This is a genomic window from Streptomyces sp. NBC_01320 (genome assembly GCF_035974375.1).
Taxonomy (GTDB): domain Bacteria; phylum Actinomycetota; class Actinomycetes; order Streptomycetales; family Streptomycetaceae; genus Streptomyces; species Streptomyces yanii.
In genome coordinates, this window is record NZ_CP108390.1 from 9875316 (window position 1) to 9900429 (window position 25114).

The 25114-nt window shown below is 69.9% G+C and carries 24 protein-coding genes; 13 read left to right on the forward strand and 11 right to left on the reverse strand.

The features are described 5' to 3' along the window. Window positions 1-645: 645 nt before the first annotated feature. The 3 genes from OG395_RS44830 to OG395_RS44840 form a co-directional block, all read right to left on the reverse strand. Window positions 646-1278, reverse strand: coding sequence for an SRPBCC family protein (locus OG395_RS44830; RefSeq protein ID WP_327248041.1), 633 nt, complete (start codon window positions 1276-1278; stop codon window positions 646-648). Next, on the reverse strand, window positions 1271-1624 hold the full coding sequence (locus OG395_RS44835; RefSeq protein WP_327248042.1) for an ArsR/SmtB family transcription factor: 354 nt from the start codon (window positions 1622-1624) through the stop codon (window positions 1271-1273). The genes OG395_RS44830 and OG395_RS44835 overlap by 8 nt, the downstream gene beginning before the upstream one ends. 121 nt (window positions 1625-1745) lie before the next feature. Further along, the gene (locus OG395_RS44840; protein WP_327248043.1) at window positions 1746-2588 is read right to left on the reverse strand and encodes a class I SAM-dependent methyltransferase; all 843 of its coding nucleotides are present in this window, start codon (window positions 2586-2588) and stop codon (window positions 1746-1748) included. 342 nt (window positions 2589-2930) lie between these two features. On the opposite strand from OG395_RS44840, the gene OG395_RS44845 reads away from it, so the two are divergent. After that, complete coding sequence (locus OG395_RS44845; RefSeq protein ID WP_327248044.1) at window positions 2931-4592, forward strand: PHP domain-containing protein; 1662 nt, start codon at window positions 2931-2933, stop codon at window positions 4590-4592. A 60-nt stretch (window positions 4593-4652) separates the two neighbouring features. Here OG395_RS44845 and pgm read toward each other — a convergent pair whose 3' ends face one another. Together pgm and OG395_RS44855 are read right to left on the reverse strand one after the other, a co-directional pair. Further along, complete coding sequence (gene pgm, locus OG395_RS44850; protein WP_327248045.1) at window positions 4653-6293, reverse strand: phosphoglucomutase (alpha-D-glucose-1,6-bisphosphate-dependent); 1641 nt, start codon at window positions 6291-6293, stop codon at window positions 4653-4655. 47 nt (window positions 6294-6340) lie between these two features. Then, window positions 6341-7075: a 4'-phosphopantetheinyl transferase family protein gene (locus OG395_RS44855; protein WP_327248046.1), complete on the reverse strand. Its 735-nt coding sequence runs from the start codon at window positions 7073-7075 to the stop codon at window positions 6341-6343. 174 nt (window positions 7076-7249) lie between these two features. Between OG395_RS44855 and OG395_RS44860 the strand changes: the two genes are divergently transcribed. The 7 genes from OG395_RS44860 to OG395_RS44890 all read left to right on the forward strand — a co-directional run bounded on the left by OG395_RS44860 (window position 7250) and on the right by OG395_RS44890 (window position 15045). After that, window positions 7250-7732 (forward strand): GNAT family N-acetyltransferase, encoded by a 483-nt coding sequence (locus OG395_RS44860; RefSeq protein WP_327248047.1) that lies wholly within the window; start codon window positions 7250-7252, stop codon window positions 7730-7732. Between the two features lie 163 nt (window positions 7733-7895). Further along, on the forward strand, window positions 7896-9092 hold the full coding sequence (locus OG395_RS44865) for a S8 family peptidase (RefSeq protein ID WP_327248048.1): 1197 nt from the start codon (window positions 7896-7898) through the stop codon (window positions 9090-9092). A gap of 406 nt (window positions 9093-9498) precedes the next feature. Continuing rightward, window positions 9499-10923: an extracellular solute-binding protein gene (locus OG395_RS44870; protein ID WP_327248049.1), complete on the forward strand. Its 1425-nt coding sequence runs from the start codon at window positions 9499-9501 to the stop codon at window positions 10921-10923. Window positions 10924-11012: 89 nt separating this feature from the next. Beyond that, window positions 11013-11972 (forward strand): carbohydrate ABC transporter permease, encoded by a 960-nt coding sequence (locus OG395_RS44875; RefSeq protein WP_327248050.1) that lies wholly within the window; start codon window positions 11013-11015, stop codon window positions 11970-11972. Between the two features lie 14 nt (window positions 11973-11986). Then, window positions 11987-12937, forward strand: coding sequence for a carbohydrate ABC transporter permease (locus tag OG395_RS44880; RefSeq protein ID WP_327248051.1), 951 nt, complete (start codon window positions 11987-11989; stop codon window positions 12935-12937). Between the two features lie 116 nt (window positions 12938-13053). Next, window positions 13054-14676 carry a glycoside hydrolase family 13 protein gene (locus tag OG395_RS44885; RefSeq protein ID WP_327248052.1) on the forward strand — a complete coding sequence of 541 codons (1623 nt, stop codon included), beginning with the start codon at window positions 13054-13056 and terminating at the stop codon, window positions 14674-14676. A 51-nt stretch (window positions 14677-14727) separates the two neighbouring features. Beyond that, the gene (locus tag OG395_RS44890) at window positions 14728-15045 is read left to right on the forward strand and encodes a cupin (protein ID WP_327248053.1); all 318 of its coding nucleotides are present in this window, start codon (window positions 14728-14730) and stop codon (window positions 15043-15045) included. 2 nt (window positions 15046-15047) lie between these two features. On the opposite strand, the gene OG395_RS44895 is transcribed toward OG395_RS44890, so the two are convergent. Continuing rightward, window positions 15048-16286: an MFS transporter gene (locus OG395_RS44895; protein WP_327248054.1), complete on the reverse strand. Its 1239-nt coding sequence runs from the start codon at window positions 16284-16286 to the stop codon at window positions 15048-15050. Between the two features lie 80 nt (window positions 16287-16366). On the opposite strand from OG395_RS44895, the gene OG395_RS44900 reads away from it, so the two are divergent. Then, the gene (locus tag OG395_RS44900) at window positions 16367-17263 is read left to right on the forward strand and encodes a LysR family transcriptional regulator (RefSeq protein WP_327248055.1); all 897 of its coding nucleotides are present in this window, start codon (window positions 16367-16369) and stop codon (window positions 17261-17263) included. Window positions 17264-17371: 108 nt separating this feature from the next. Here OG395_RS44900 and OG395_RS44905 read toward each other — a convergent pair whose 3' ends face one another. Beyond that, complete coding sequence (locus OG395_RS44905; protein ID WP_327248056.1) at window positions 17372-18640, reverse strand: RNA polymerase sigma factor; 1269 nt, start codon at window positions 18638-18640, stop codon at window positions 17372-17374. Then, window positions 18640-18996 carry a YciI family protein gene (locus tag OG395_RS44910; RefSeq protein WP_327248057.1) on the reverse strand — a complete coding sequence of 119 codons (357 nt, stop codon included), beginning with the start codon at window positions 18994-18996 and terminating at the stop codon, window positions 18640-18642. The genes OG395_RS44905 and OG395_RS44910 overlap by 1 nt, the downstream gene beginning before the upstream one ends. Window positions 18997-19203: 207 nt before the next feature. Here OG395_RS44910 and OG395_RS44915 point away from each other — a divergent pair, with 207 nt between their 5' ends. From OG395_RS44915 to OG395_RS44930, 4 genes are all read left to right on the forward strand, one after another. Beyond that, the gene (locus OG395_RS44915) at window positions 19204-19857 is read left to right on the forward strand and encodes a hypothetical protein (RefSeq protein WP_327248058.1); all 654 of its coding nucleotides are present in this window, start codon (window positions 19204-19206) and stop codon (window positions 19855-19857) included. A gap of 95 nt (window positions 19858-19952) precedes the next feature. After that, window positions 19953-20189, forward strand: coding sequence for a GNAT family N-acetyltransferase (locus OG395_RS44920; protein WP_442818671.1), 237 nt, complete (start codon window positions 19953-19955; stop codon window positions 20187-20189). Window positions 20190-20508: 319 nt separating this feature from the next. Beyond that, window positions 20509-21393 carry an ABC transporter substrate-binding protein gene (locus tag OG395_RS44925; RefSeq protein ID WP_327248059.1) on the forward strand — a complete coding sequence of 295 codons (885 nt, stop codon included), beginning with the start codon at window positions 20509-20511 and terminating at the stop codon, window positions 21391-21393. A 79-nt stretch (window positions 21394-21472) separates the two neighbouring features. After that, window positions 21473-22390 carry a hypothetical protein gene (locus OG395_RS44930; RefSeq protein ID WP_327248060.1) on the forward strand — a complete coding sequence of 306 codons (918 nt, stop codon included), beginning with the start codon at window positions 21473-21475 and terminating at the stop codon, window positions 22388-22390. Window positions 22391-22532: 142 nt separating this feature from the next. Here the strand turns inward: OG395_RS44930 and OG395_RS44935 are convergent, their stop codons facing one another. From OG395_RS44935 to OG395_RS44945, 3 genes are all read right to left on the reverse strand, one after another. After that, on the reverse strand, window positions 22533-22721 hold the full coding sequence (locus tag OG395_RS44935; RefSeq protein WP_327248061.1) for a hypothetical protein: 189 nt from the start codon (window positions 22719-22721) through the stop codon (window positions 22533-22535). A gap of 157 nt (window positions 22722-22878) precedes the next feature. Continuing rightward, window positions 22879-24339, reverse strand: a complete 1461-nt coding sequence (gene tnpB / locus OG395_RS44940) for an IS607 family element RNA-guided endonuclease TnpB (protein WP_327248062.1) — start codon at window positions 24337-24339, stop codon at window positions 22879-22881. Next, on the reverse strand, window positions 24336-24914 hold the full coding sequence (locus tag OG395_RS44945) for an IS607 family transposase (protein WP_327248063.1): 579 nt from the start codon (window positions 24912-24914) through the stop codon (window positions 24336-24338). The genes tnpB and OG395_RS44945 overlap by 4 nt, the downstream gene beginning before the upstream one ends. Between the last annotated feature and the right edge of the window lie 200 nt (window positions 24915-25114).

Genomic DNA, 25114 nt, shown 5'->3' on the forward strand with positions numbered 1-25114 from the left:
TGCCCAGCGGTCACGCGTCCGGCGCACGCTTTCGCTCGGAGAGCCGACGCGGGACAAGCCGTCGACCCGACAGGGAGGGAGATCCGTCGCCGACCCGGGTGACGATCACTGGAGCGGACCCGCCTCATGGTGCCCGCCTCGTCTTCGCCGGAGCAGATCCCCGGTGCGTCGTTCCCCGCCGGATCACGTGGGCACAGAATGGCTTGATGGCACACGTACATGACGATCCATCGCGGTGACGCCATCTGTCGCCGGGGAGGAGCAGTGCTGCCTGGGTGGCGCAGCCGGTGAGGCCTCTACGGCTGCGGGGGGTTACCTGATGGCCGGCCCCGGTTCGCTGGTGGCGGCACCTGATCCGACCGGCGACTTCGCCCGCCGAGCCGTGCCACGGCCCGTGGTCCCCCAGCGGTACGCCCGCCCTGTCGGACGGATCCCGCTGGCGGCGACTCCGCCGCCGAACTGGGGGTGGTGAAGTGCAGGGACGGCGAAACCCTGGTCATGGTGCCGGGAGCTCTGCCCCCGGCGGAGACCGCGTCGCCCTCCTGATCGAGGAAGCGGTCTCCGCTGTCCGCCTACAGCCGGAGGGGAGCGCGGAGACGGGCTGCGACCGAGATCGCACCGCGAGGTGTGAGGGAGTGGCCCCGCCTACCCGCCCGTGTAGAACCCGATCGTCGCTGCCGTCGTGGCCGCCACGACCCCCGCGTCCGCGCCCGAGGCGGCATACGCGGCGCCCCACTCCTTGCCCGACCGCGTCATGAACTCCTTCGCCTCGGGCGACGTCTGCCAGGCCGCGGCGTCCGCCTTGCTGATCTCGCCGCCCGCGAGGTGCCTCCCGAGCCCCAGGAGCATCAGGTCCCAGCCGACCCCGACCGCCCCCGGCCCGAACTGCCCCCAGAACTCCTCCGGCACCACGGCCACATGCTCCAGCTCGAACACCGTCCGTCCCTCGCCTTCCGGCGTGAGCCGCACCTCGACCTCGCTGAACCCGGGATCCGGCCCGAACAGCCAGGTCACACGCAACCGCTCCGGCGCGACGCACTCAAGGATCTCGCCCCCGGCGTTCCCCTTCAGCTGGTACTGCCCGCCGACCTTGAACTCCCCGCTCACCGGCAGGAACCACCGCCCGATCCGCTCGGGCGACGTCACCGCGTCCCACACATCGGCAACCTCGGCGTCGTAGGTGCGCCGCAACAGCACCGTGCGAGCCTCACCCGCCTCGACCGGCCGCCCGCCGACCTCCCGGTGCAGCCTGTTGATCTCCTCGACGATCTCACTCATCCCTGCTCGCTCCCTCGCTCAGCCTGCGCTCGCGCTTTCCCCGCGCGATCTCCGTCCCCAGCGCGTCGAGCCGCTGCTCCCAGAACCCCCGGAACCTCTCCAGCCATGCGTCCACCTCCCGCAGCGGTCCGGTCTCGACGGCGTACAACCGCCGAGTCCCCTCTGCCCGCACGGACGCGAACCCGCTCTCCCGCAGCACCCGCAGATGCTGCGACACGGCCGGCTGCGAGATCCCGAACTCCTCGCGGATCACGGCACTGACCTCACCCGATGCCGTTTCGCCCGATGTGAGTAGTTCCAATATTCGGCGCCTGACCGGGTCCCCGAGAACATCGAAGGCATGCACACGCCCGACTGTGCCATCATTCGCTTATATAAGTCAACCCTTAATAAAGGCGCAACGTCTACCCGCATCCGGGTGTGCAGCTCCCGGCCGCGCTCCAGCTCCGCGGGGCCGGCAGCGGCCGTCATGGCTGGTTCTCCTCCGACCGCCATCCCCAGGCCGTGATCATTCCCGGCGGCAGCGCAGCGCATTCGGGCGAGTCGAGATACCGGATCGCCGCGTCGACCGCCGCGTCGTCCACCAGCCCGGTGGCCAGGATCGCGTCCCTCGCCCGGTCCCATGTCCCGGCCCAGAAGTGGCTGATGGGGCTTCCGGGGACCAGGGGCGGTACCTGGATCTCGGCGGCGACGGACACAAGCCCAGTGGCGCGCAGCAGATTTGGGTAGTCGGGGACCCAGGAGACGTCGGTGCCGATGGTGTCCCGCAGCCCCTGCCACATCGCCTGCATGACCCGGGTGTACGGCGTCGTGGGCGCAGTCGCGGTGGTCAGGTCGACGGCGTCGCTGAGGACGAGCACCCCGCCGGGAACCAGAAGTTCGCCCAGGCCGGCGATCAGGCGCTGCCGCGAGGGCAGATGCATCAGGACGAATCGGGCGTGTACCAGCTGGAATCGGCCGGGGTCGAACCCCGGGGCGCTGATGTCGGCCTCCAGGACACCGAGACCGGGGAAGGGGCGGGCGGTGAGGAAGCGTACGTCGCGGTCGACGGCGAGCACGGTCGCGACACCCGCCTCGCGCAGCAGCCGCCGGGCGATGGTGCCGGTGCCGGCTCCTACGTCGAGGCAGTTCCAGCCCGGCCCGACCCCCAGGCTCCGCAGGCGGGCCATCGTCATGTCGTCGTACGCGAGTGCGCCGAGGTCGATGCGGTCGTCCTCGCCGGCCTGATCGGGCCGGAACACTGCCTCGCCGTAACGGTCCGCTGTGGACAACCCCGGCGGCTGTTCGCCGGGCCCCGCGCGTGCGCACATGCGTGGGTCACCGCCTCTTTGCCTCGGAGGGCATCGCGCGAGCGGCCTGATGCCCCTCGGGTGACGGTCATCGCCCGCCGCGGGCACTCCTCCATTATGGCCGCGGTGCTCCGTGCCTTCCTGGCGTAACTGCCGGCGGGCATGGTCCTGCCCCCGGACCTTGACGGCGAGGCCGGCGAAGAGGGGGAGACGCGGCCGGATCCGTCGCCGCCGACGGGTCATGGCGGCGACCCCGGTCCTTCAGTCCGGGTTCACCGCCGGGTTCCGGAACCAGGCAATCCTGCCCGGGACGGCCCTGGGGCCCCGGCCCGGTGCTGTCCACGACGAAGGAGAACTCCCCGCATGTACCGCCCCGTGCCCGCATGGGCCGACCCCCAGGTTCCCGCAGAGACGCTCGACGCCCAGGGGGTCAGTCGCCGCGGTCTGATACGCCGCGCGGGCCTGTTCGGTGCGGCTTTCGCCGCCGCGTCGCTTGCGTCGCCCGCCCGCGCCGCGACCCCGGCCGTCGAGGGGCACGGTCGCGCCCCCGACCTGGTCTATCTGGTCGGCGACCACCACAACCACTCTGTGTACAGCCATGACGCCAAGTACACGTTCTCCCAACTTGCCACCGCCGGGCAGAAGTTCGGTCTGGACTGGATGGTCTTCACCGAGCACAGCAACATCGGCCACGTCGAGTTCGGTGCCGCGCTGGAGCACCAGGAGATCCTCAGGGCACGCGCCGACAACAAGCGCATGCTGATCTTCCAGGGGCTGGAGTGGTACATCCCGGGCGCCGAACACTGCACCGTCTTCTCCCCGCCCGGACAGCACGAGGTCGAGCTCCTCACGAGGTTCGAGAAGGCATTCGACGGCAAGCTGCTCGGCTACACCGCCGGCGCCCCGGACCACCCCGACACGCCGCGGAACGAGGCGCACGCGGTGAAGGCCCTCAGGTGGCTGGCCGAGCAGCGCCGTACCGGATACGTCGACGACGTACTCGTCCTCGCCAACCATCCGATGCGTCTGGGGATCGACTCCCCCCACGAGATGCGCGGCTGGCGTGACGCCGCACCCGGCATCATGATCGGCATGGAGGGCGCCCCGGGCGCCCAGGCCGGCGCGATCCCGGGCTGGCACCCGGACACCAACATCCGCGGCGAGTACACCAATGCGCCGTCCGCCGACTCCTGGCCCGGCTACCCGCGCGAGGCATACGTCACGTACGGCGGCTTCGACTGGGCGACCGCGACGGTCGGCGGCCTCTGGGACGCGATGCTGGCCGAGGGCAAGCTCTTCACGATCACCTCGAACTCCGACGTCCACCGGGTCGCCCAGGACACCTGGGTCAACGGCGCCTGGCCGCCCGGCGAGAACTTCGACAACTCCGGGCATGTTCCCGACCCGTACGACACCACGGAGCCGCAGCCCGGCGGCGACTTCTGGCCGGGTCAGTTCAGCCGTACGCATGTCGGCGTCACCCGGTACGGCTACCGCCATGTGATGGAGGGGCTGCGGGCCGGCCGGGTCTGGGTCGACCACGGGCACCTTCTCGACGGCATCGACGTCAAGGTGCGCGGCGAGCACGGCAACAGCGCGACGCTCGGCGGCCGGTTGCGCGCCCGGCGCGGCGAGCGGCTCACGCTGACCGTCACGGTGACGGCGGCGTCCCGCCGCAACCCGTACGGGGTGCTCCCGCAGCTGGAGCACGTCGACGTGATCCGCGGCGCGGTCAGGGGCCCGGCCACCGACCGCGACGACTGGCACGCTCCGGACACCGGGGTCGCCCACACCGCCGACGTCTCAGGACGCCGCGGCACGTACACCCTGAACATCCCGGTCGGACGCGCGGACGAACCGTTCTACCTGCGGTTGCGCGGCAGTGACGGCAAGCGCCACGGGACGGGGTTCCTCGGCGCGTCGGTCGACCCGCACGGTCCGCTGCCGCACGAGCCGGGGCAGGGGAACCCGTGGCTCGACACGTGGTTCTACACCAACCCGGTCTTCGTGGACATCGTCCGCTGACCACGAAGCCGCCTCCCGCGCGACGCCCGGGCGTCGCACGGGAGGCGGCCTCCCGACCGCTCAGGCGCCCAGTGCCGCCGAGACCACGGCCTTGGCCTCGTCCTGCACCTGGTCGAGGTGATCGGACCCGAGGAACGACTCCGCGTAGATCTTGTAGACGTCCTCGGTGCCCGAGGGGCGGGCGGCGAACCAGGCGTTCTCCGTGGTCACCTTGATGCCGCCGATCGGTGCGCCGTTGCCGGGAGCCGAGGTGAGCACCGCCGTGACCGGTTCGCCGGCCAGCGTGTCGGCCGTGACCTGCTCCGGCGAGAGCTTGGCGAGTACCGCCTTCTGCTCACGGTTCGCGGGGGCATCGATGCGGGCGTAAGCGGGCTCGCCGAAGCGGGCGGTGAGCCCGGCGTAGTGCTCGGACGGCGACTTCCCGGTCACCGCGAGGATCTCCGAGGCGAGCAGCGCCAGAATGATGCCGTCCTTGTCGGTCGTCCACACCGATCCGTCACGGCGCAGGAACGACGCTCCGGCGGACTCCTCACCGCCGAATCCGAGGGACCCGTCGACCAGACCGTCCACGAACCACTTGAAGCCGACCGGCACCTCGACCAGCTGCCGTCCGAGATCGGCGGCGACCCGGTCGATCATCCCCGACGACACCAGGGTCTTGCCGACGCCCGCCGCGTCCGGCCACTGATCACGGTGCGCGTACAGGTAGTTGATGGCGACGGCCAGATAGTGGTTCGGGTTCATCAGCCCGCCGTCCGGGGTCACGATGCCGTGCCGGTCCGCATCGGCGTCGTTCCCCGTCGCGATCCGATACCGGTCCCGTTGACCGATCAGCGACGCCATCGCGTACGGCGAGGAGCAGTCCATCCGGATCCTGCCGTCCCAGTCCAGCGTCATGAAACGCCAGGTGGGGTCGGTCAGCGGATTGACGACGGTCAGATCGAGCCGGTGCTGCTCGGCGATACGGCCCCAGTACGCGACCGACGCGCCGCCCAGCGGGTCTGCGCCGATCCGCACCCCGGCCGCGCGGATCGCATCGAGGTCGAGCACGGACGGCAGGTCCGCGACATAAGTGCCGAGGAAGTCGTACGTGGAGGTGGTGGGCGCCGCCAGCGCGCGGGCGTACGGCAACCTCCGTACGTCCTTCATGCCGGCCGCGATGATCTCGTTGGCCCGCTCCTGGATCCAGCCGGTCGCCTCGGACCCGGCCGGGCCGCCGTTCGGTGGGTTGTACTTGAATCCGCCGTCGCCCGGCGGGTTGTGCGACGGAGTGACCACCACGCCGTCGGCAAGACCCGAGGTACGGCCCCGGTTGTGGGTGAGGATGGCGTGCGACACCGCCGGGGTGGGGGTGTAGCCGTCGGCGGAGTCGATCAGCACAGTCACGTCATTGGCGGCGAACACCTCGATCGCGGTGGCCCGTGCGGGCTCGGACAGCGCATGGGTGTCGGAGCCGAGGAACAGCGGCCCGTCCGTGCCCTGCTGCGCCCGGTACTCGCTGATGGCCTGACTGGTCGCGGCGATGTGGTCCTCGTTGAACGCCGTGGCCGTCGACGTCCCGCGGTGACCCGAGGTGCCGAACGCCACCCGCTGGTCCGGCTCGGCCGGATCGGGATGCAACGTGTAATACGCCGTCACCAGCCGGGCCACATCGGTCAGGTCCTCCGGACGTGCCTGCTGTCCGGCTCGTTCGTGCGGCATCTGCCCACTCCTCCGTATCGGTCGGTCGTTGCGATCTGCCCGCCGGATCAGTTTCCCCGGTGGCCGACGTGGACCGGTGGGTGCCCCGCCGTACGCACCGCCACGGCGGCGGCGTACCCGGCGGGGACCCGCACGTCGGTGACGGTCCATCCCGGGGGACCGGGCTCCGGCACGGGCCCGGTGCCCAGATGGTCCAGCGAGAGCTCGCGTGCGAGCCCGATCCCTTCGCCCTTCAGATACGCCTCTTTGCGGGTCCACGCCCGGGCGAAGGCGACGGGCCTGTCCTCCGCGCGGAGTTCCGCCAGCTCCCGTACCTCCGCCGGATGCAGCATCGCCCCGACGTCCGTAGCGGCCCTGCTGTTCGGTACGACCTCCACGTCCACCCCGACCGGTGCGGCGGCGAACGCCAGCAGCGACAGGTCCCGGCTGTGCGACAGGGAGAAATGCACTCCGCCGTCGGTCGCCGGACGGCCGTGCGGACCGCCACAGGACGGGCACGGCTCACGGAACAGCCGCACCTCGCGCGGTTCGACACCCAGCCGGGCCCCGAGCAGTATCCGTAGCGCCACATGGGCCGCGACATAGCAGCGCCGGTCGGCCGGAGCGACGAATCTCCCGGCACGCCGCAGCTCCCCGGCGTCGAGAATTCCGGGCGCGAGCCGCTCGGCCGGATCACCGTGCCGCACCGCGTCCACGATCCACAGGGCAGGTATGCCGGAAGGCCAGGAGGGCAGCATGCCCCGGGCGTCGTCCGCCGGGTCGAACTCGATGGGCTGAAGCACCGGTCGGATCATCTCCAATCACTGGCGAACGCCGTGAGGGAGCGTCATCGGCGCGGGGAGCAGCGCCAATTCTATGGAGACCCCGACAGGACCCGGCATAGATTCGTCCACGATGTGAGCGGCTCATCGCGCCGGGGAGGCGCGACGAGCGCTGTTGCGACAGGGAGAAACAAGATGACACCCAACCATTGCGCGCCGGTCGACCCCGTACAGCTGCGGAGGGCCACCGCCGAGGACGCGGCCCCTCTCACCGGGGTCTTTCTCGCGTCCCGCGCCCGGTCCATGCCGTATCTCCCGAAGGTCCACAGCGATGAGGACACACTCGCCTGGATGAGGCACGTCGTCCTGCCCGACACGGAGGTCTGGGTTGCCGAGGCGGTGAGCGGTGAGGTGCTGGGCTTCGCCTCCCTCGACGGCACCGAGCTCGAACACCTCTACCTGAGGCCCGACGTACGGCGCCGCGGCATCGGCTCCCTGCTCCTGGCGAAGGCCCGCGAGATCTCCCCGGCGGAGCTCACCCTGTACGTCTTCCAGCGCAACACCGAGGCCCGGGCCTTCTACGAGCGGCATCGGTTCGCCGCCGTCGACTTCAACGACGGCAGCCGCAACGAGGAGAAGGAACCCGACGTCAAGTACCGGTGGGTCGCGCAGGGCTGACCGACCGGCCCGGCGGCCATGTCCCGCATGCACCGGCTCGTACGGGTGTGGGTGCGACCTGTTGCGCTGTCCGGATGATCACGCTCAGGCGGCGGTGGGTCCCGGACGAAGGACAGGTGTCCGCTCATGTTCGCGCTCGATCCAGGCATTCCAGGAGTCATGCATGCGTTTGCGTACACGATGGGCGTCGGTCGCCCTGCTGCTGCTCGTACCGCTGATCAGCAGTGCTTACGCCGTCGCCGCCGTTCCGGGTGACGGCGGCGTCGTGGTGGAACGTTCCGCGCGGGCCGTTCCGGGGCAGTACATCGTCACCCTCCAGTCCGAGTACTCGGCGACCTCCGCCATGGAGCAGTTCGGTGTGAAGCCTCTCTTCACGTACAACAGTGTGCTGCGCGGTTTCGCCGCCGTGCTCAGCCCCGCTCAGCTGGCCACGGTCCGTTCGTCACCCGATGTGGCGGCGGTCGAGGAGAACTCCGTGGTCACCGTGAGCGAGCCGCTCGCCGCGTCCGCCGCCGTGCCGTCGCGCTCCGCGGTCACGGCGGCGAGTTGGGGACTGGACCGGATCGATCAGCGGAACCTTCCGCTCGACCACGCGTACAAGGTGACGGCCACCGGCAGGGGCGTCACGGCGTACGTCGTCGACACCGGAATCGACACCCGGAACAGTGAGTTCGGGGGACGTGCCGTCGTCGGATTCGATGCCGTCGCCGATGGTCACGCCGGGCAGGACTGCCATGGCCACGGCACGCATGTGGCGGGCACGATCGGTGGTGCCACCTATGGAGTCGCCCGATCGGTGTCCCTTGTCGCCGTGCGCGTTCTCAACTGCAAGGGGAGTGGGACCGCGGCCGGGATCCTGGCCGGATTCGACTGGGTGGCCGGGCATGCCAAGCAGCCCGCGGTCCTGAACGCCTCCCTCGGCGGCCCCGGGTCCGCGGCGGTCGACGACGCCGTCAACGTCATTGCGGCCCGGGGGACCGTGCCCGTCGTCGCGGCGGGGAACAGTTCGTTGGACGCCTGCACCATCTCCCCGGCCCGCGCGGCACACGTGGTCACGGTCGCGGCCAGCGACAGTCAGGACCGGCAGACCAGCTTCAGCAACTACGGCCGCTGTGTGTCGATGTACGCCCCCGGCTCGGCGATCGTCTCGGCCAAGCTCGGCGGTGGTTCCGTGGCCATGAGCGGAACCTCGATGGCCAGCCCCCACGTTGCCGGGGTCGCCGCTCTCTACAAGCAGTGGAAGCCGGCCGCCACGCCGGACGACCTCACTCGCTGGCTCGTCGACCAGTCGACCAAGAACGTCCTGTCGTCCGTGGGCGCGGGTTCGCCGAACCGGCTCCTCTACACCGCGGGGCTCTGATCCCGATCCGCTGAAGCCGTCCGACCGGCGGGGTCCGCATCCGCGGGCCCCGCTTGCTGCTGTGCGGTGCGCAGCCCTTTCGCTCTCCCGCACATCCATTGCGCCGTGTGCGACGCCATTTGTCGATCTGCGTGGTGTGCTCCGGCGCCGGGCGTGCTGTGAGTCTGCCGGGTACGGCGGCTGCAGGCGCCTCCCCTGGCGGGCGAGGGGCGCCCGTTCGGTGGGCAGGGTGGCGCTCGGGGCTGTGCACAGCCATCGATGCGCACGTCACGTGCGTACTGCTGTCAATCTTTTACGAAAGCTGCGCGAGATATTGCGCTGCCATGAGGGCGGTGGTTGAGTGTGCCGCGCCCCGGCAGAGAGCCGGCCGCGGGCCTTCCGTGCTCCTGCCCGAAGGGGACCAACGATGAGAAGTGCTGGGTTCCGCCGTCATCGCCGTACACGCCGCACCTCCGCGGCCGCCCTCGTCACCGCCCTCACCCTGACCGCCCTCGCCTCCTGCGGTACGAGCAGCAGCGGCAACAACAACGGCGGTGGTTCCGGAGGCGGTTCGTCCGACCCGTCGGCCCCCCTGGACCCGAAGACGAAGGTGACGCTCTCGATCGACTGCATGCCACCGGCCGCGAAAGCGGCGGAGCTTCGGGAGTGGAACGAGGACATCAAGACGTTCAACAAGAAGTACCCGAACGTCACGATCCACGGAAAGTCCACCCCCGGGCAGTGCCTGGAGCCGCCGCGCTTCACCGCCATGCTCAAGGCGAAGTCACAGCCCGACGTCTTCTACGCGTACTTCACCGACCTGGAACAGGTGCTGGACAACGACGGGGCAGCGGACATCTCCGCCTACGTCAACGACAGGACGGTCCCCGCACTCAAGGACATCCAGCCGCAGGTGCTCGACGTGGCACGCAGGGACGGCAAGCTGTACGCCCTGCCGACCAGCAACTACACCATGGGCCTGATGATCAACCGGAAGCTGTTCACGCAGGCCGGTCTCGACCCGGACAAGCCGCCGGCCACCTGGGACGAGGTCAGGGCGGCCGCCAAGAAGATCGCCGCCCTCGGCAAGGGCATCGCCGGCTACGGCGAGTACAGCGCGGGCAACACCGGCGGCTGGCACTTCACCGCCACCCAGTACGCCCTCGGTGGCGACGTGGTCGACTCCACCGGCAAAAAGGCCGCCTTCAACGACGCCACCGGCAAGCAGGTCCTGCAACAACTGCACGACATGCGCTGGGAGGACAACAGCATGGGCCAGACCCAGCTGCTGAAGTGGGGGGATCTGCAGAAGCAGATAGCCAGCGACAAGCTCGGCATGTTCCTCGCCGCACCCGACGACATCACGTACATGGTCCAGCAACTCGGCGCCAGGTACGAGAACTTCGGTATGGGCCCGATCCCCGGCGCCCAGGGAACCCTCTTCGGCGGCAACAACTACATGATCAAGAAGGGAAGTTCACCGGATCGGATCAAGGCCGCCGTCGCCTGGCTCAACTTCAAGAACCTCACTCAGGGCAAGGGCCAGTTCGACTGGGCCCGCACCAAGGCCGACCAGCTGCCCGTCGGACTGCCGCAGCCGAACTTCTTCCTCGGCGCCACCAAAGCGAAGGACGACGCGGAGCGCGTCGCCAACGCCACCATGCCGGTCGAGAACTTCAAGGCCTTCATGGACAACCCGGTCACGGGCAAGGCCGAGCCGCCGAAGGCCCAGGAGATCTACAAGATTCTCGACAACGCCATGTCCGGTGTCCTGACCAACAAGAACGCGGACATCGACAAGCTCCTCTCGGACGCCGAGAAGCAGGTCGATCAGGTGCTGGCGAACCAGTGACGGGCGCGCGGGCCGGGTCGTGCGGATCCGGCCCCGCATCCAGGCCCCGTCCATCCGCGGCTGAAGAACACCGGCACCGAGGAGAAACCATGTCGGCCCCCACTCTGTCCACCGGCAAGGCAACCAGGCCACGCCACGGACAACCACGCCCGGTCCGCCCGGACTCCGCCCGTGAGGAGTTCGTACGAGCCCTGCGCCGCAACCTCTCCGCGCACGGCTTCCTGATCGGAGCGGTCCTCTGTTTCTCGTTCTTCTCCTGGTACCCGATGGTCCGGGAGTTCATCCTGGCCTTCCAGAAGAACGAGAACGGCAGGACCACCTGGGCCGGCTGGTCCAATCTCAGCCGAGTGGTCAATGACCCGGCCTTCTGGCAGGCCTGGCGCAACACCCTGCTCTTCACCGGGCTCGCCCTGCTCCTCGGATTCGCCGTCCCCTTCGTCGTCGCCGTCGTACTCAACGAATTCCGGCACGGCCAGGGCTATCTGCGGCTGCTCGTCTACCTGCCGGTCATGCTGCCGCCCGTCGCCTCCGTACTCCTCTTCAAGTACTTCTACGACCCCGGCTACGGACTCTTCAACCGCATCCTGGAGGTCTTCCACCTGCCCGCCCAGCAGTGGCTCCAGTCCACGGACACCGCGATGCTCTCCGTCGTCATCGCAGCCACCTGGATGAACATGGGCGGCGCCACCCTGATCTACCTCGCCGCACTCCAGTCGATCCCCGGCGAACTGTACGAAGCGGCCGAACTCGACGGTGCCGGACTGCTGCGCAAGGTCTGGCACGTCACCGTCCCGCAGACCCGGCTCATCCTCTCGTTGCTCCTGCTGATGCAGATCATCGCGACGATGCAGGTCTTCACGGAACCGTTCCTGCTGACCAACGGCGCCGGCCCCGAAGGTTCCACCACGACCGTCGTCTACCTCATCTACCAGTACGCCTTCAACTTCAACAACTACGGCAGTGCGGCCGCGCTCGGACTCGTCCTGCTCGTCGTCCTCGCGGGCTTCTCCGCCGTGTACGTACGACTCAGCCGCACCAGCGAAGACTAGGCGGGGGACCGACCATGGCATCGAACACCTTTGTCTCCCGGCGACGCGCCCCCGGACGGCGCAGGGCCGAGCGTCGCGCCACCGCGCCGGAACACCGGCGGACCCTGATCTCACCGGCCCAGCTCGCCCGGCCACGCGGCAGAGTCGTGTACTGGACCGTCTTCGCCCTGGTGACCGTCCTGTTCACGGTGGCCTTCCTCGGGCCGCTGTACTGGATGGTCACCGGAGGTCTCAAGACCACTCAGGAAGCCGTCCAGAGCCCGCCCACGCTCTTCCCCACCTCCGTCCACACGGAGAACTACTCCCGCGCATGGACCGTGATGGACCTGTCCCGGCTCCTCTTCAACACCCTCTACTACGCGTTCGGCGCGCTCGCCTGCCAGCTGCTCTTCGACGTCACCGCCGCCTACTCGCTCTCCCGACTGCGGCCCGTCTTCGGCAAGGCCATCCTGGGCATGATGCTGGCCACGCTGATGATCCCCGCCACCGTCCTCGTCGTACCGCAGTACCTCACGGTCCTCGACATGCCGATCGTGCAGCGCAACCTGATCGACTCGCCCTGGGTGATCTGGCTGCCGTCCGTCACCAACGCCTTCAACATCTTCCTGCTGAAGCGGTTCTTCGACTCGATCCCGCGCGAACTCCTGGACGCCGCAGCCATCGACGGGGCATCCGCGCTGCGCACCCTGCGCTCCGTGGTCCTGCCGATCTCCCGGCCGATCCTCGGTGTCGTCTCCATCTTCGCGGTCGTCGGCGTCTGGAAGGACTTCCTCTGGCCGATGCTCACCCTGCCCGACCCGGGCGGACAGACCCTCAATGTGGGCATCTACTCCCTGGCCAACGGGGTCCCCGAGAACGTCCTGATCGCCGCGCTCACCATCGCGTCCGTCCCGACGCTGATCGTCTTCCTGGTCTTCCAGCGCAACATCATGAGCGGACTCACTGCCGGCGGCCTCAAGGGCTGACCTTCCCGTTCCCCCGCTACCGGCCCATCCCCCGCACTCCGCCGCCGGCTCTCCCGTCCGGCCCCCCGCTGTCCGGGGCCGGCGGCGGAGTCCCACCTGCCCGAAAGGAACGCCACGTGGCAGCCAACCGCCCGTCCGAGGCCACCGCGAACTGGTGGCGCGACGCCGCCATCTACCAGATCTACGTACGCAGCTTCGCCGATGGCGACGGTGACGGCACCGGTGATCTCGCGGGGGTACGGGCCAAGCTGCCCTACCTCGTCGAACTGGGCGTGGACGCCCTCTGGTTCACCCCCTGGTACCTCTCGCCGCTCGCCGACGGCGGATACGACGTGGCCGACTACCGCACCATCGACCCTGCCTTCGGCACCCTCGCCGAAGCCGAGAAACTGATCGCCGAAGCCCGCGCGCTCGGTATCCGCACGATCATCGACATCGTCCCCAACCATGTGTCCGACCAGCATGCCTGGTTCACCGCGGCACTGGCGGCGGGACCCGGCAGCCCCGAGCGCGACCTCTTCCACTTCCGGCCCGGCCGCGGCCCGGACGGCGCCGTCCCGCCCAACGACTGGGTCTCCGAGTTCGGCGGCACCCCCTGGACCCGGCTCCCGGACGGCGAGTGGTACCTCCATCTGTTCGCCACCCAGCAGCCCGACCTCAACTGGGCGCACCCGGCGGTCCGTCAGGAGCACGAGGACGTGCTCCGCTTCTGGTTCGAGCGCGGTGTCTCGGGCGTACGGATCGACTCGGCGGCCCTGCCCGCCAAGGATCCCGCCCTGCCCGACTTCACCGAGGGCCGCGACCCGCATCCGTACATCGACCGGGACGAACTGCACGACATCTACCGCTCCTGGCGCGCCATCGCCGACGAGTACGGGGCCATCTTCGTCGGTGAGGTGTGGCTCCCCGACGCCGAACGCTTCGCCCGCTATCTGCGCCCCGACGAGCTGCACACCGCCTTCAACTTCAACTTCCTGGCCTGCCCCTGGGACGCCGGGCTGCTGCGCTCCGCGATCGACGACACGCTCGCCGAGCACGCTTTTGTCGGCGCCCCCGCCACCTGGGTCCTGTGCAACCACGACGTGACCCGGACCGTCACCCGGTACGGGCGCCAGGACACCGGTTTCGACTTCGCGGCGAAGACCTTCGGCACCCACACGGACCTGGCACTCGGCACCCGCCGGGCTCGCGCCGCGGCGCTGCTCTCGCTGGCTCTGCCCGGTGCCGCCTACCTCTACCAGGGGGAGGAGCTCGGCCTTCCGGAAGCGGACATCCCGCGGGACCGGATCCAGGACCCGATGCACTTCCGCTCCGGCGGGACCGACCCCGGACGCGACGGGTGCCGTGTGCCGCTGCCCTGGTCGGCGCAGGCACCGTACGCCGGGTTCGGATCCGCCGTGGAACCGTGGCTGCCGCAGCCGGCCGGCTGGTCCTCCTACGCCGCCGACGCCCAGGGTGCCGACCCCGACTCGATGCTCAGCCTCTACCGCGAGGCGCTGCGGCTCCGCCGGACCGAACCCGGCTTCGGGAGCCCGGGGACAGCGGGGGAGCGGCTGACGTGGCTGCCGACCGCGCCGGGGGTGCTCGCCTTCACCCGTACGGACCGGCTCGTCTGCGTCGTGAACCTCACCGGGGAGGCGGTCGAACTGCCCGACCACACCGATGTCCTGCTGACCAGCGGTCCGCTGGCCGACGGAGGAAGGCTCCCGCAGGACACTGCGGCCTGGCTGCGGGGCTGACTGCGGTGCGGGCGGATCGCGGCGGTTCCGGGGCTGCGGCACAGTGGTCGTATGGATGATCTCAACGCCCTCGCCGACGAGCATCTGGCCGTCGCGCGTACGTCCCCGCACGGCCGCAGCGCTCATTTGCTGCTGCGGCAGGAGCCCCTGCGGCAGACGGTCATCGCGCTCACCGCGGGTTCGGCCCTCGACGAGCACAACGCGCCGCCCGCCGCCTCGCTCCAGGTCCTGCGGGGGTCCGTCCGCCTCACCGCAGCCTCCGGCGACGTGGAAGTGACCGCCGGAGGGCTGCAGCCCATCCCGCACGAGCGGCACGGACTGCTGGCGCTGCAGGACGCGGTGGTGTTGCTGACCGCGGTCAACGACTGACCTCACCGCACCCGGACCCGTACCCGCTCCAGCACCCAGAGCACGAAGCTGCCCGTGGCCAGCGAACCGCCCAGGACGCAGATGCCGGTCCAGCCCGCGCGCGACCAGACCACCGAGGCGAGTGCGGCTCCCGCGGCCCCGCCCAGGAAGAAGAGGGTCATGAACCCGGAGTTGATCCGGTTGCGGGCCTCGGGGCGGAGCGCGTAGATCACGTTCTGACTGCTGTTGAGTGCCGCCTGCTGGGCCACGTTCAGCGAGATCACGCCGAGCGCGAGCCACAGCAGCGAGGACTCGCCGGCGAGAAGCAGCAGCCAGGAGAGGGCGAGCAGGGCGGCCGAGGCCCCGGAGACCGCCTGCACACGGCCGCGGTCGCTCAGCCGGGCCGCGAAGTTCATGCCCGCCACACCGATGACGCCCACGAGTCCGAAGAGCCCGATCGCGGCCGCGTTCCAGTTGTAGGGCGGCCGGGTCAGCAGGAAGGTCAGCGCGGTCAGCTGCACGCTGTACGAGGCCATGGAGAGGGCGGCGACGGCGGACCGCCAGCGCAACAGGGGCTCCGTGCGCAGCAGGGAGAGGGTGGAGCGCAACAGCCCGGCGTAACCCGTCGGGGCGGCGTCGTCCGAGCGGGGCAGCCGGGGCAGATGGCGGTGCAGGAGCACCGCCATGGCCGCCATGAGCAGGGCGTTCACCCAGTACGCAGTCCGCCACCCGCCGAGTTCCGACAGTGCGCCGGAGGCCAGGCGCCCGACCAGGCCGCCCAGCAGGACTCCCGACATGACGAGGCCGACGATCCTGCCGCGTTCGGCCGGAGCCGCGAGAGTCGCCGCGAACGGCACCACGACCTGGGCGCCGACGGAGGTGAGCGCCGTGAGCGCCGTTCCGGCGATCAGCAGGGGGCCGGTGGGTGCACCGGCGGTCAGCAGCAGGAAGAACGCCGTGAGCGCGAACAGGCCCACCGCCAGCTTTCGGCGCTCCATGACGTCCCCGAGCGGAACCAGCAGGATCAGGCCCAGCGCGTAGCCGCCCTGGGCGGCGGTCACGATCAGCCCCGCCGCCGTGACACCGATGTGCAGATTCGCCTCGATCACGTCGAGGAGCGGCTGCGCGAAGTAGTTGCCCGCGGCCGAGAGTCCGGCCGCGACGGCCATCAGGAGAACGAGCCCGCGGCCGAGGACGGGCGACGCCTTGGGCGGGATCGGCAGAGCCGTGGTGCGCCGTAGCGCCTGTGTGGAGTGAGCCATGCCCCTCAGCCTCGGGGACCGGACATCCATGAGTCCAACACATGTTTTTCATTCGATCGATCGTCATCCACGATAGATGTATGGAGCTTCAGCAGATGCGGTACGTGGTGGCGGTGGCGGAGCTGGAAAACTTCACCCGCGCCGCGAAGAAATGCCTGGTCGTGCAGTCGGCCCTGAGCCATCAGATCGCCCGTCTGGAGAAGGAGCTCGGCGCCCGGCTGTTCGATCGCACGAGCCGACAGGTCCGGCTCACCGCCGCCGGTGAGGCGTTCCTGCCCGCGGCCCGGCAGGCGCTGGACGCGGCCGAGCGGGCCCGCGCCGAGGTGACGGCAGCGGCGGGGGAAATCAGCGGGCGTCTCGGAATCGGGGCGATCCCGACGCTCTCCGCGGTCGACATCCCGGCCGCACTGCGGGAGTTCCATCTCCGCCACCCGAAGGTCCGTATCGACCTGAGGGAAGGGGCGAGCAAGGACCTTGTCCAGGAAGTGCAGGACGGGACGCTCGACGTGGCGTTCCTCGGTGTACTGCCGAGCTACCGACCGAAGGGGGTGCGCGACCGAGAACTGGGTCGCGGGGAACTCGCCGCCGTGGTGGCGCCCGGCCACCCGCTGGCCGATGAGTCCCAGGTGGACCTGGAGCGGCTGGCGCGGGAGACGTTCGTCGACTACCCCGCCGGCACCGCGGCCCGCGCCCAGTCGGAGGAGGCCTTCGAAGCGTCCGGACTCACCCGTGAAGTGGCGTTCGAGGTCAGCGGAACCGACTTCATCGTCCGGTTGGTGCGCAGCGGACTGGTGGTCGCTCTGCTGCCCGCCGCGTTCGCGGCGGAGCTGACGGGTCTCACCGTCCTTCCGGTGCGCAATGCGCCCGCACGGACGGAACGGCTGGTATGGAGCCGGTTCCGCCCCACACCGGCGGCTGCCGCATTCCTGGCGGGTCTGGGAATCGGGGACGAGGAACTCTCTCCGGGGCCCCTCTGAGGGGAGACTTTCGACCACGCCTCGTACGGTTCGTGTCCACCGGATCCCGCGCGACGAGGTCCTGCACGGGGAGAAGCGGTGGCCGGCCCCGCCCGCAGGCGGGTTCGTTCAGCCCGCGGGCAGAGCCCGGCGCCGACGGCGAAGGAACTCCTGCTCGGCGGTGTTCTGCGTACGGGCGACCGCCGCGTCGTACGCCGTCGCCGCCTCGGCGGTACGGCCCAGGCGTCGCAGCAGGTCGGCCCGTACGGCGTGGAACACGTGGTAGCGGTCGAGTGCGAGCTGTTCCACGAGCGCGAGCGCCGCGTCCGGTCCCTCGACCTCGGCCACCGCGACGGCACGGTTGAGCGCCACCACCGGCGTCGGCGCCTGCGCCAGCAGCTGGTCGTACAGCCGCAGGATCTGCCCCCAGTCGGTGGCGGCCGCGGTCGGCGCATCGCTGTGCACCGCGTTGATCGCGGCCTGGATCTGGTACGGGCCGGGACGGTCGCGGCGCAGACACTGCCGTACGAGCGCCTGGCCCTCAGTGATCAGCTCGTGGTCCCACCGGCTACGGTCCTGCTCGGCGAGGGGCACCAGCGCACCGCCCGGGCCGGTACGGGCGGTGCGGCGCGACTCGGTGAGCAACATCAGCGCGAGCAGCCCTCGCACCTCCGGTTCGTCCGGCATCAGACCGGCCAGGAGCCGCCCGAGGCGGATGGCCTCCGCACAGAGGTCCTCGCGCACCAACCGGTCGCCGGAGCTCGCCGTATGTCCTTCGTTGAAGATCAGATACACGACGGCGAGCACGGACCTGACCCGGTCCGGAAGATCGGCATCGGCCGGTACCCGGTAGGGAATCCGGGCATCGCGGATCTTCCCCTTGGCGCGCACCAGCCGCTGCGCCATGGTCGGTTCGGGCACCAGGAACGCGTGCGCGAGTTCTGCCGTGCTCAGCCCGCCCAGCAGTCGCAGCGTCAGCGCGACCTGCGCACTGGTGGAGAGCGCGGGGTGGCAGCAGGTGAAGATCAGCCGCAGCCGGTCGTCGTGCACGGGACCCTCCTCAGCCGGTTCGCGCCCGGCGTCCAGGGACTGCGCCAGTGCCGCCCGGGCCTGGCGGTCGGCGCGGGAGGCCTCCCGGCGCAGGCGGTCGATCGCCCGGTTCCGCGCCGTGGCGATGATCCAGCCGGCCGGTGCGGGCGGCGGCCCGGCCGACGGCCACCGGTCCAACGCGGTGGCGAACGCCTCCTGGACCGCCTCCTCCGCGATGTCGATGTCGCCGAAGGAACGCACGAGTACGGCCACCGAGCGGCCGTACTCCTCGCGGAAGAGACGCTCGATGTCGGCGGTGAGTACGGCCGGCGCGCCGGTGGGACGGTGCGGCTCGGCGGCGCCGGACATCAGTCCTCCACTTCACCCTCGAACGGCCGGACCTCGATGGGCAGGGTGATCGCCCGCGCGGCCTTGCGGCCCCAGTCGAGGGCGGCATCCAGATCGGGCGCCTTGATGATGCACAGCCCGCCGAGGTACTCCTTGCCCTCGGCGTACGGGCCGTCGGTGAGCAGTGTGTCACCGTCCTTCGCCTGAACCACGGTGGCCGTGCTCGGGGCGTTCAGTCCTCCGGCGAACACCCAGGCTCCGGCCTCCCGGAGCTCCTCGTGGAAGACCTCCACGTTTCGCATGATCCCTTCCAGCACCTCGGGGGCGGGCATCTCGCCCCCGGTCGGCGTGATCACGCTGAGCAGGTAGTGCTTCATGGTGTTCCTCCTGGGGTGCGACGTCGGCACCGTGCCGGCGTCTCACCCTCTATACGAACGGCTGCTGCCCGGATCGACACGCAACACGGTCGGGTTCCGAAGAATTTTCTGCCGGAGCTCCGCGTGATTCCGGTGCTCCCCACTCGTTCTGCTGTTTTCCCGTACGGGGACTTGTGGGAGCGCTCCCAGTGTCGGCAGGATGAAGCGATGACCCAGCCTCCCGGCCCACGGGCCTACCACCCCGACGACCACGCGGCCCTTTCCGACATCTGCGTCCGGACGGCCGACAACGGTGGCGACTCCCGGTATCTGTATCCGGATCCGGAACTGATGCCCTCGATCTTCGCCACGCCCTACGCGTACCTCGAACCCGATCTGGCCTTCGTGATCGACGACGGTACGGGCCGGGCGGTCGGCTACATCCTGGGGACCGCCGACACTGCGCAGTTCGTGACGGCGTTCCGGAAGCGGTGGCTGACCCTGGTCGAGGAGCGCTTCCCGGAACCGGACGGCCCGCCGCGTACCCCCAGCGAGGAGATGATCGCCCTCCTGCACAACCCGGAACGGATGATCGTCCCCGAAGTGGCCGACCACCCCGCCCACTTGCACATCGATCTGCTTCCCGCATGGCAGCGGAAGGGGTTCACAACTGTTGGGCCGGCACATCGTTTTGGCGAACATGGGCACGATTGGGTGAACGGCGCGATGAGCTGTGGGTATGCCCGGCGGGGTGTGCGTAACGTTCTCGGTGCGATCTGGGACGCCGGGTGTGGCGTCAGCAGTCGGGGCCCCCGTATCACCAGCGAGATGGTTCGGGGCCTCCCCGTCGCCTCTGGCCACACCCATATGGCCAGGTCGTAGGGATTCCGCCCACCTGGAACGGAGCGCATACGGGATATGCGTCGCCGACCGGGACGCGAAAGCGGAGGACCAGTGCGCCCAAGACCGTTCGGGGCGTGCCGGTGAGCCAGGACTCACTCCTGCTCACTGCCCAGGAACGGTACGGCAGAGCGCTGATGCGCACGTTCCTGGCCGCCCTGCGAGCCAAGGGGGTCGGGGCCGTGCACCTGTCCATGCTCACGGCGAACACTCCGGCCAGGGCCTTCTACGACCGGCTGGGATTCGCCGAGATCGACGTTCCCGATCCCGGACCGGTCACGTATCTGGGCCGGAGCACCACGCCGGACCTGTGAGCTCCTCCAAGGGCTTTCCTTCCGGATCGTGCCCGGCCCGATCCGGAAGACGGACCCGAGGGCGTGTCCGCGGAGTCCCGCCGTCCATCCGCCGGCCGGGCGGGATTCCGCGGAACGCGCTGGCGTCGCGCTCATCGCGTCCGTCCTATGCGCATCAACTGGTCCCGCCCGTCCCACGGTTGCGTGTGCGTGAAGCCGAGCCGCTCGTACAGCCGGTACGGGACCGGCGCCCCGCGGAGGGATGCCCCGGCAAGGACCTGGGCAGGTAGTGGTGTACGAGCCGGACCGGGGCCGGGCCGGGTGCAGAAAGGTGTGCGATGTGAGCGAGCGGACCGAGTGGCAGTTCTCCGACGACCGTGGACAACTGTCGAGTGCCGGGCGGCGCCCGTCGCGTGTGCTCGCCTATGTCCAGGCCGGAGCCACGCTGTGGGACCACGGGATACGTCCGAGCGGGATCTTCGGATCGGACCACGACGGCGAGTCGCCCGACCGGGCCAAGACCGGGTCGCTGCCGCTCACCGAGGTCGACTATCTCGGTGCGGGCAGCGTCCTGGACGTGGACACCCTGTTACGGGGCGGGCCGGATCTCGTGGTGGCCGTCAGCTACGGGGGAGGGCGTGTCTACGGGCTGGCCCCGGAGACCGCCAAGCACTTGGAGGAGCACGTGCCGGTCGTCGTGATCGACGTGGGCCAGGCCCGCACCCTCGGCGACATCGGCGACCGGTTCGCCGAGCTGGCCCGCTCGCTCGGGGCCGAGGCGGGAGGGTCCGCGGCGGCGCACGACCTGGAAGCAGCCCGGGAGCGGCTGCGCACTCTCGCGGCCGGTCCGTTCCGGCCCCGGGTGCTCGCCCTGTCGCCGGCGGAGCAGGACCAGGCGCATCTCGCGCGTCCCCGCATGTGGCCGGAGTTGCGCGTGCTGGCGGAGCTGGGTGTCGACGTCCTCGAACCGGCCGCCGGGCCCGGTGCCAACTGGTCCACGGTCGGCTGGGCGGAGGCGGCGGCCCTCCGTCCCAGGATCCTGCTCACCGACATCCGGTCCAATGCCACACCCCTGGACCGGCTCCGGTCGAACGCCGGCTGGACGGCGCTGGAGCGGGCGGCCGCGGTGGTGCCGTGGAATCCGGAACCGGTCTGCAGCCCCCAGGCCCATGCACGGTTCCTGACGCTCGTGGCCGACGCGGTGGAGGCGGCGCAGGGCCGGTAGCGTGCGCGCCGGAACCGTCCCACCGCCCGGCACGTCCGACGGGCAAGCAGCAAGGACCGAGGGTGGACAGGGGCGGGGCATGAACAGAGGCAGGGTGGGCGGAACGGTCGCGGTGATCCTCGTGACCGCGCTGACGGCGTCGGCGTGCGGCGGGGGTGGCTCCGAGGATCTCGTGATCGAGGGGAGCCCTCCGGCCGCACCCTACAGCGGCCCGCTCGACATACCGCATCCGAACGTCGAAGCCGACACCCCGCAGGCGATGAAGACGAAATCGGGGGCCGCCGGCCGCGCTCTGGAGTGCGCGGGGGACATCTACTCCGGCAGCGGCAGCGGCAGCGGCAGCGGCAGCGGCAGCGGCAGCGGCAGTGGACCCTGGAGCAAGGGCGACGGCGGGGCGACGCCCGAGGAAGGGTTGAAGCTGTACTTCGAGATCGAGCAGCCCGATCTGCCGCAGTACGGCTATCGCGTGGAACACAAGGAGGCGGACCGGGTCCTGTACTCGTTCGACGTGGCGGGCAAGACGAAGATCGCCGTCGTCGTCGCCAAGGACCGAAAGGGGAGTCCGGGCTGGGGTCCGGAGACCGGCGCCTCGTGCGACCCGGCGGAGCTGCCGTCGAGCTACACGGACAAGCGGCCGTACCGGGTCTGGACCGACAGGGACGGCCACCGGGTGCCCGTGTCCGAGCTGAACAGCTCGGCGGGCGCGGCGCACTGCGACTGGCAGGAGGCGAACTTCCTTGAGTGGGGCGCGGGTTCGGGGGAAGGTTCGGCCAATCGGAAGGTCTATGCGCGTGACCCGAAGGGCGTACTCCCGTCCGGCATGCTCACCTCGGCGTACGACGGGGACGTGACGATGCCCGCCGGTGCGCGGTCCACGGGCTACCACCTGGACGACTGGGAACTGTGGCTGACCGACGACATGTCCAGGGCCTATGTCCGCACCCCGGACGGGGTGGAGGCGTGGCCTGCCGTGAACCCGGACATGGGATGCCGGTGACCTGTCCGGCGTGGCGGGCCCCATGACGGCTCCGAGGGGCCGTCGTCGAGCGCCGGACCGCGCGGTGCGCGCAAGCCGTAGGGCTGCCGGTATGGGGCCGCAGACCGGGGCAACGGCCGCGACGACAAGGCCGGTCCGCTCCCTACGGCGTGAGCCAGAGGAAGCCCACAAGACCGACGGGCGTCAGGAGGCAGAGAAGCCCCGCCGTCAGAAACACAACTGACAGGATCTTCAACGCTCTTGCCTGCTGGGCACGGCATGCGGCGAAGCAGGTGAAGCTCACGATGGCGAGAACGGGCAATGAGATGAAGACGAAGCCCAGCGCAGCCATGCTTCGTCTCCCGTGGTTCCCGCCCGCCCCTTGCGACGGAACAGTATGCCAGCCCCTTGGGTCGTTCACGGTCGAACCTGAGGGGCGTGCCCGTTGCTTTGATCATCAAGTGATCTCAGTAATCCCGGCGTTTCCGCCGGAATGGTCCGTAACGGTGTCACCGGAGCGCGAGTTGCGCGCCGGTGTCCTGTTGACGGTCTCCCGTTTCCTTCCCGGCCCGGGGGCTGGGGATTGTGCCACCTGCCCGCTCCGTCCCGGCCTTGCGGCGCGGGCGGGTGGTGCGGGTCTTGCGGTCGGCTCCACGGGGCTTCGACTCCGCCTCGACGGCGTTGTCCAGGTCTCCGGCCACTCCGGTACCTGTCATACGGGCCGCGAGAGCGACCAGGTTATGTCCGGCGTTCGCGTCCCGGTCCAGGACCAGCCCGCAGGCGTCGCACTCGAAGACGCGCATGCTGAGGGGCAGCTTGGCTTTCACCACACCGCAGCGCGAGCAGGTCTTCGAGGAGGGGAACCAGCGGTCGGCGACGACGAGTCGCGTGCCGCGCTGGCGGCTCTTGTAGATGAGCTGGCGTCGGATCTCGCCGAACGCGGCATCCGCGATCCGGCGGGACAGGCGCCGGTTGCGGCCCATGCCGGCGACGCCCAGGTCTTCGATAACGATCGTGCCGTACTCGGAGGTGAGGCGGGTCGTCATCTTGTGGAGGGTGTCCTCGCGGAGGTTCGCGACCCGGTGATGGATCTTGTTCCGCGCCTGGTTGGCCTTCTCCCAGCGACGGGAGGGCTGCTGCCCGGTGCGCCGGTCGGGGCCGCGCCGGCGCGAGACGATCTGGCCGGCGCGGCGCAGCTGCTTCTGCGCGCGGTCGAGGTGGCGCGGGTTGGGTTCCTCGCCGAGGACACCGTCGCTGTCCGCGAGGACGGCCAGCGTCTTGATGCCGAGGTCGATGCCGACCGCGGCGTTAGGGCGAGCGACCTTCACCAGCTGGTGCTTCTCCTCGACCTGGAACGACACAAACCAGCGGCCCCGATCCAGACGTGCGGTCGCGGACAGGATCCGCATGTTCCCCGCGTCGATCAGGGCCCGCAGGTCAGCTCGGTTCTCGTGGAGGCGGACGGTGCCGATCCTGGGCAGGGTGACGTGGTGTCCGTCAGGCTCGATACGGATCGTTCCGGTGGTGAACCGGCAGGCAAGGCGCGCTTTCCGCTTCGACTTGAAGCGGGGGATGCCCATCTTTGGGCCCTTGCGCTTACCGCTCTTCGACTTCGCGTAGTTGTCGAACGCCGCCGACGCGCCTGCCAGGCCGGTGTTGTACGCCTCCTTGGAGTTCTCTTCCCACCAGTCGGCGAAACGTGGGTTGGTGCGTTTGTCCTCGTTGAACGCCTTCCGCAGCGAGGGAAGCGACCACGACCGCCACTCGGTCAGCTCCTCCTCGCAGATGCCGTACGACTGCTCGGCCTTGCGCTGCCACCACACGGCAGTGATGTATGCGACTGCCCAGTTGTACGCGGCCCGCGCGGCACCTGCGTGCGAGTGCAGGTGGCGGTTGGCCGTGGCGTTCGGGTCCAGCGCGAGCTTGTGCGCGAGGACGGTGAAACCGGGCCGGGGCTTGAACTTCTTCATCCGGCCACCTCTTCGCCGGTGGCGACGGCGACGGCCTGGGCCGCGCGGTTCTTCGCGGAGCGCCGACCGTACAGGCGGGCGCACATCGAGGTCAGGACCTCGCTGATATCCCGTACGAGGTCGTCGGCGGTCTCTGCCGGGTCAAGGACGAGCAGGCGCCGTCCCGTGGCCGAGAGGGCGGCTTCGAGGTGCTCGACGCCGAACCGGGCGAGGCGGTCGCGGTGCTCGACCACGATCGTCCCCACACCTGGGTCGGCGAGCAGGCGGTGCAGCCTGCGGCGGCGCCCGTTCAAGCCGGAGCCGATCTCCGTCACCACGTCAGCAACCGCGAGCCCCTGGCCCGTTGCGCCCTGCACGGTCCGGGCGACCTGGCGCTCCAGGTCCGCTTTCTGGTCACCGGACGAGACACGGCAGTACGCCACGACCCGCCCGGCAGCCTGCGGAGCGGGCTCAGTCACGAGCCATGTACCCGACGGCGTCTGGACGACCGGGACCGGCATACGGCCCTCTTTCGCCCAGGTCCACGCGGTCTGGTAGTGCACGCCGTTGCGTGCCGCCCACTCCGAGAGCTTCACAACATCAGAATATTCACTGAGAGTATTGGATATCCACTGAAAGAAATGGGAACTGTCGTTCACCCTGTGAAGCAGTCGGTGACTCGACCGGAGTCGTGAAGGCACCTGTTCGTAGCCGTGGCACGGCCCAGCCCCCCGTACGGACCGCCTGCGATCGCGCACACCGGCTTCGTTCGCGAGGCTGGGCTGAGCCGAGTCCG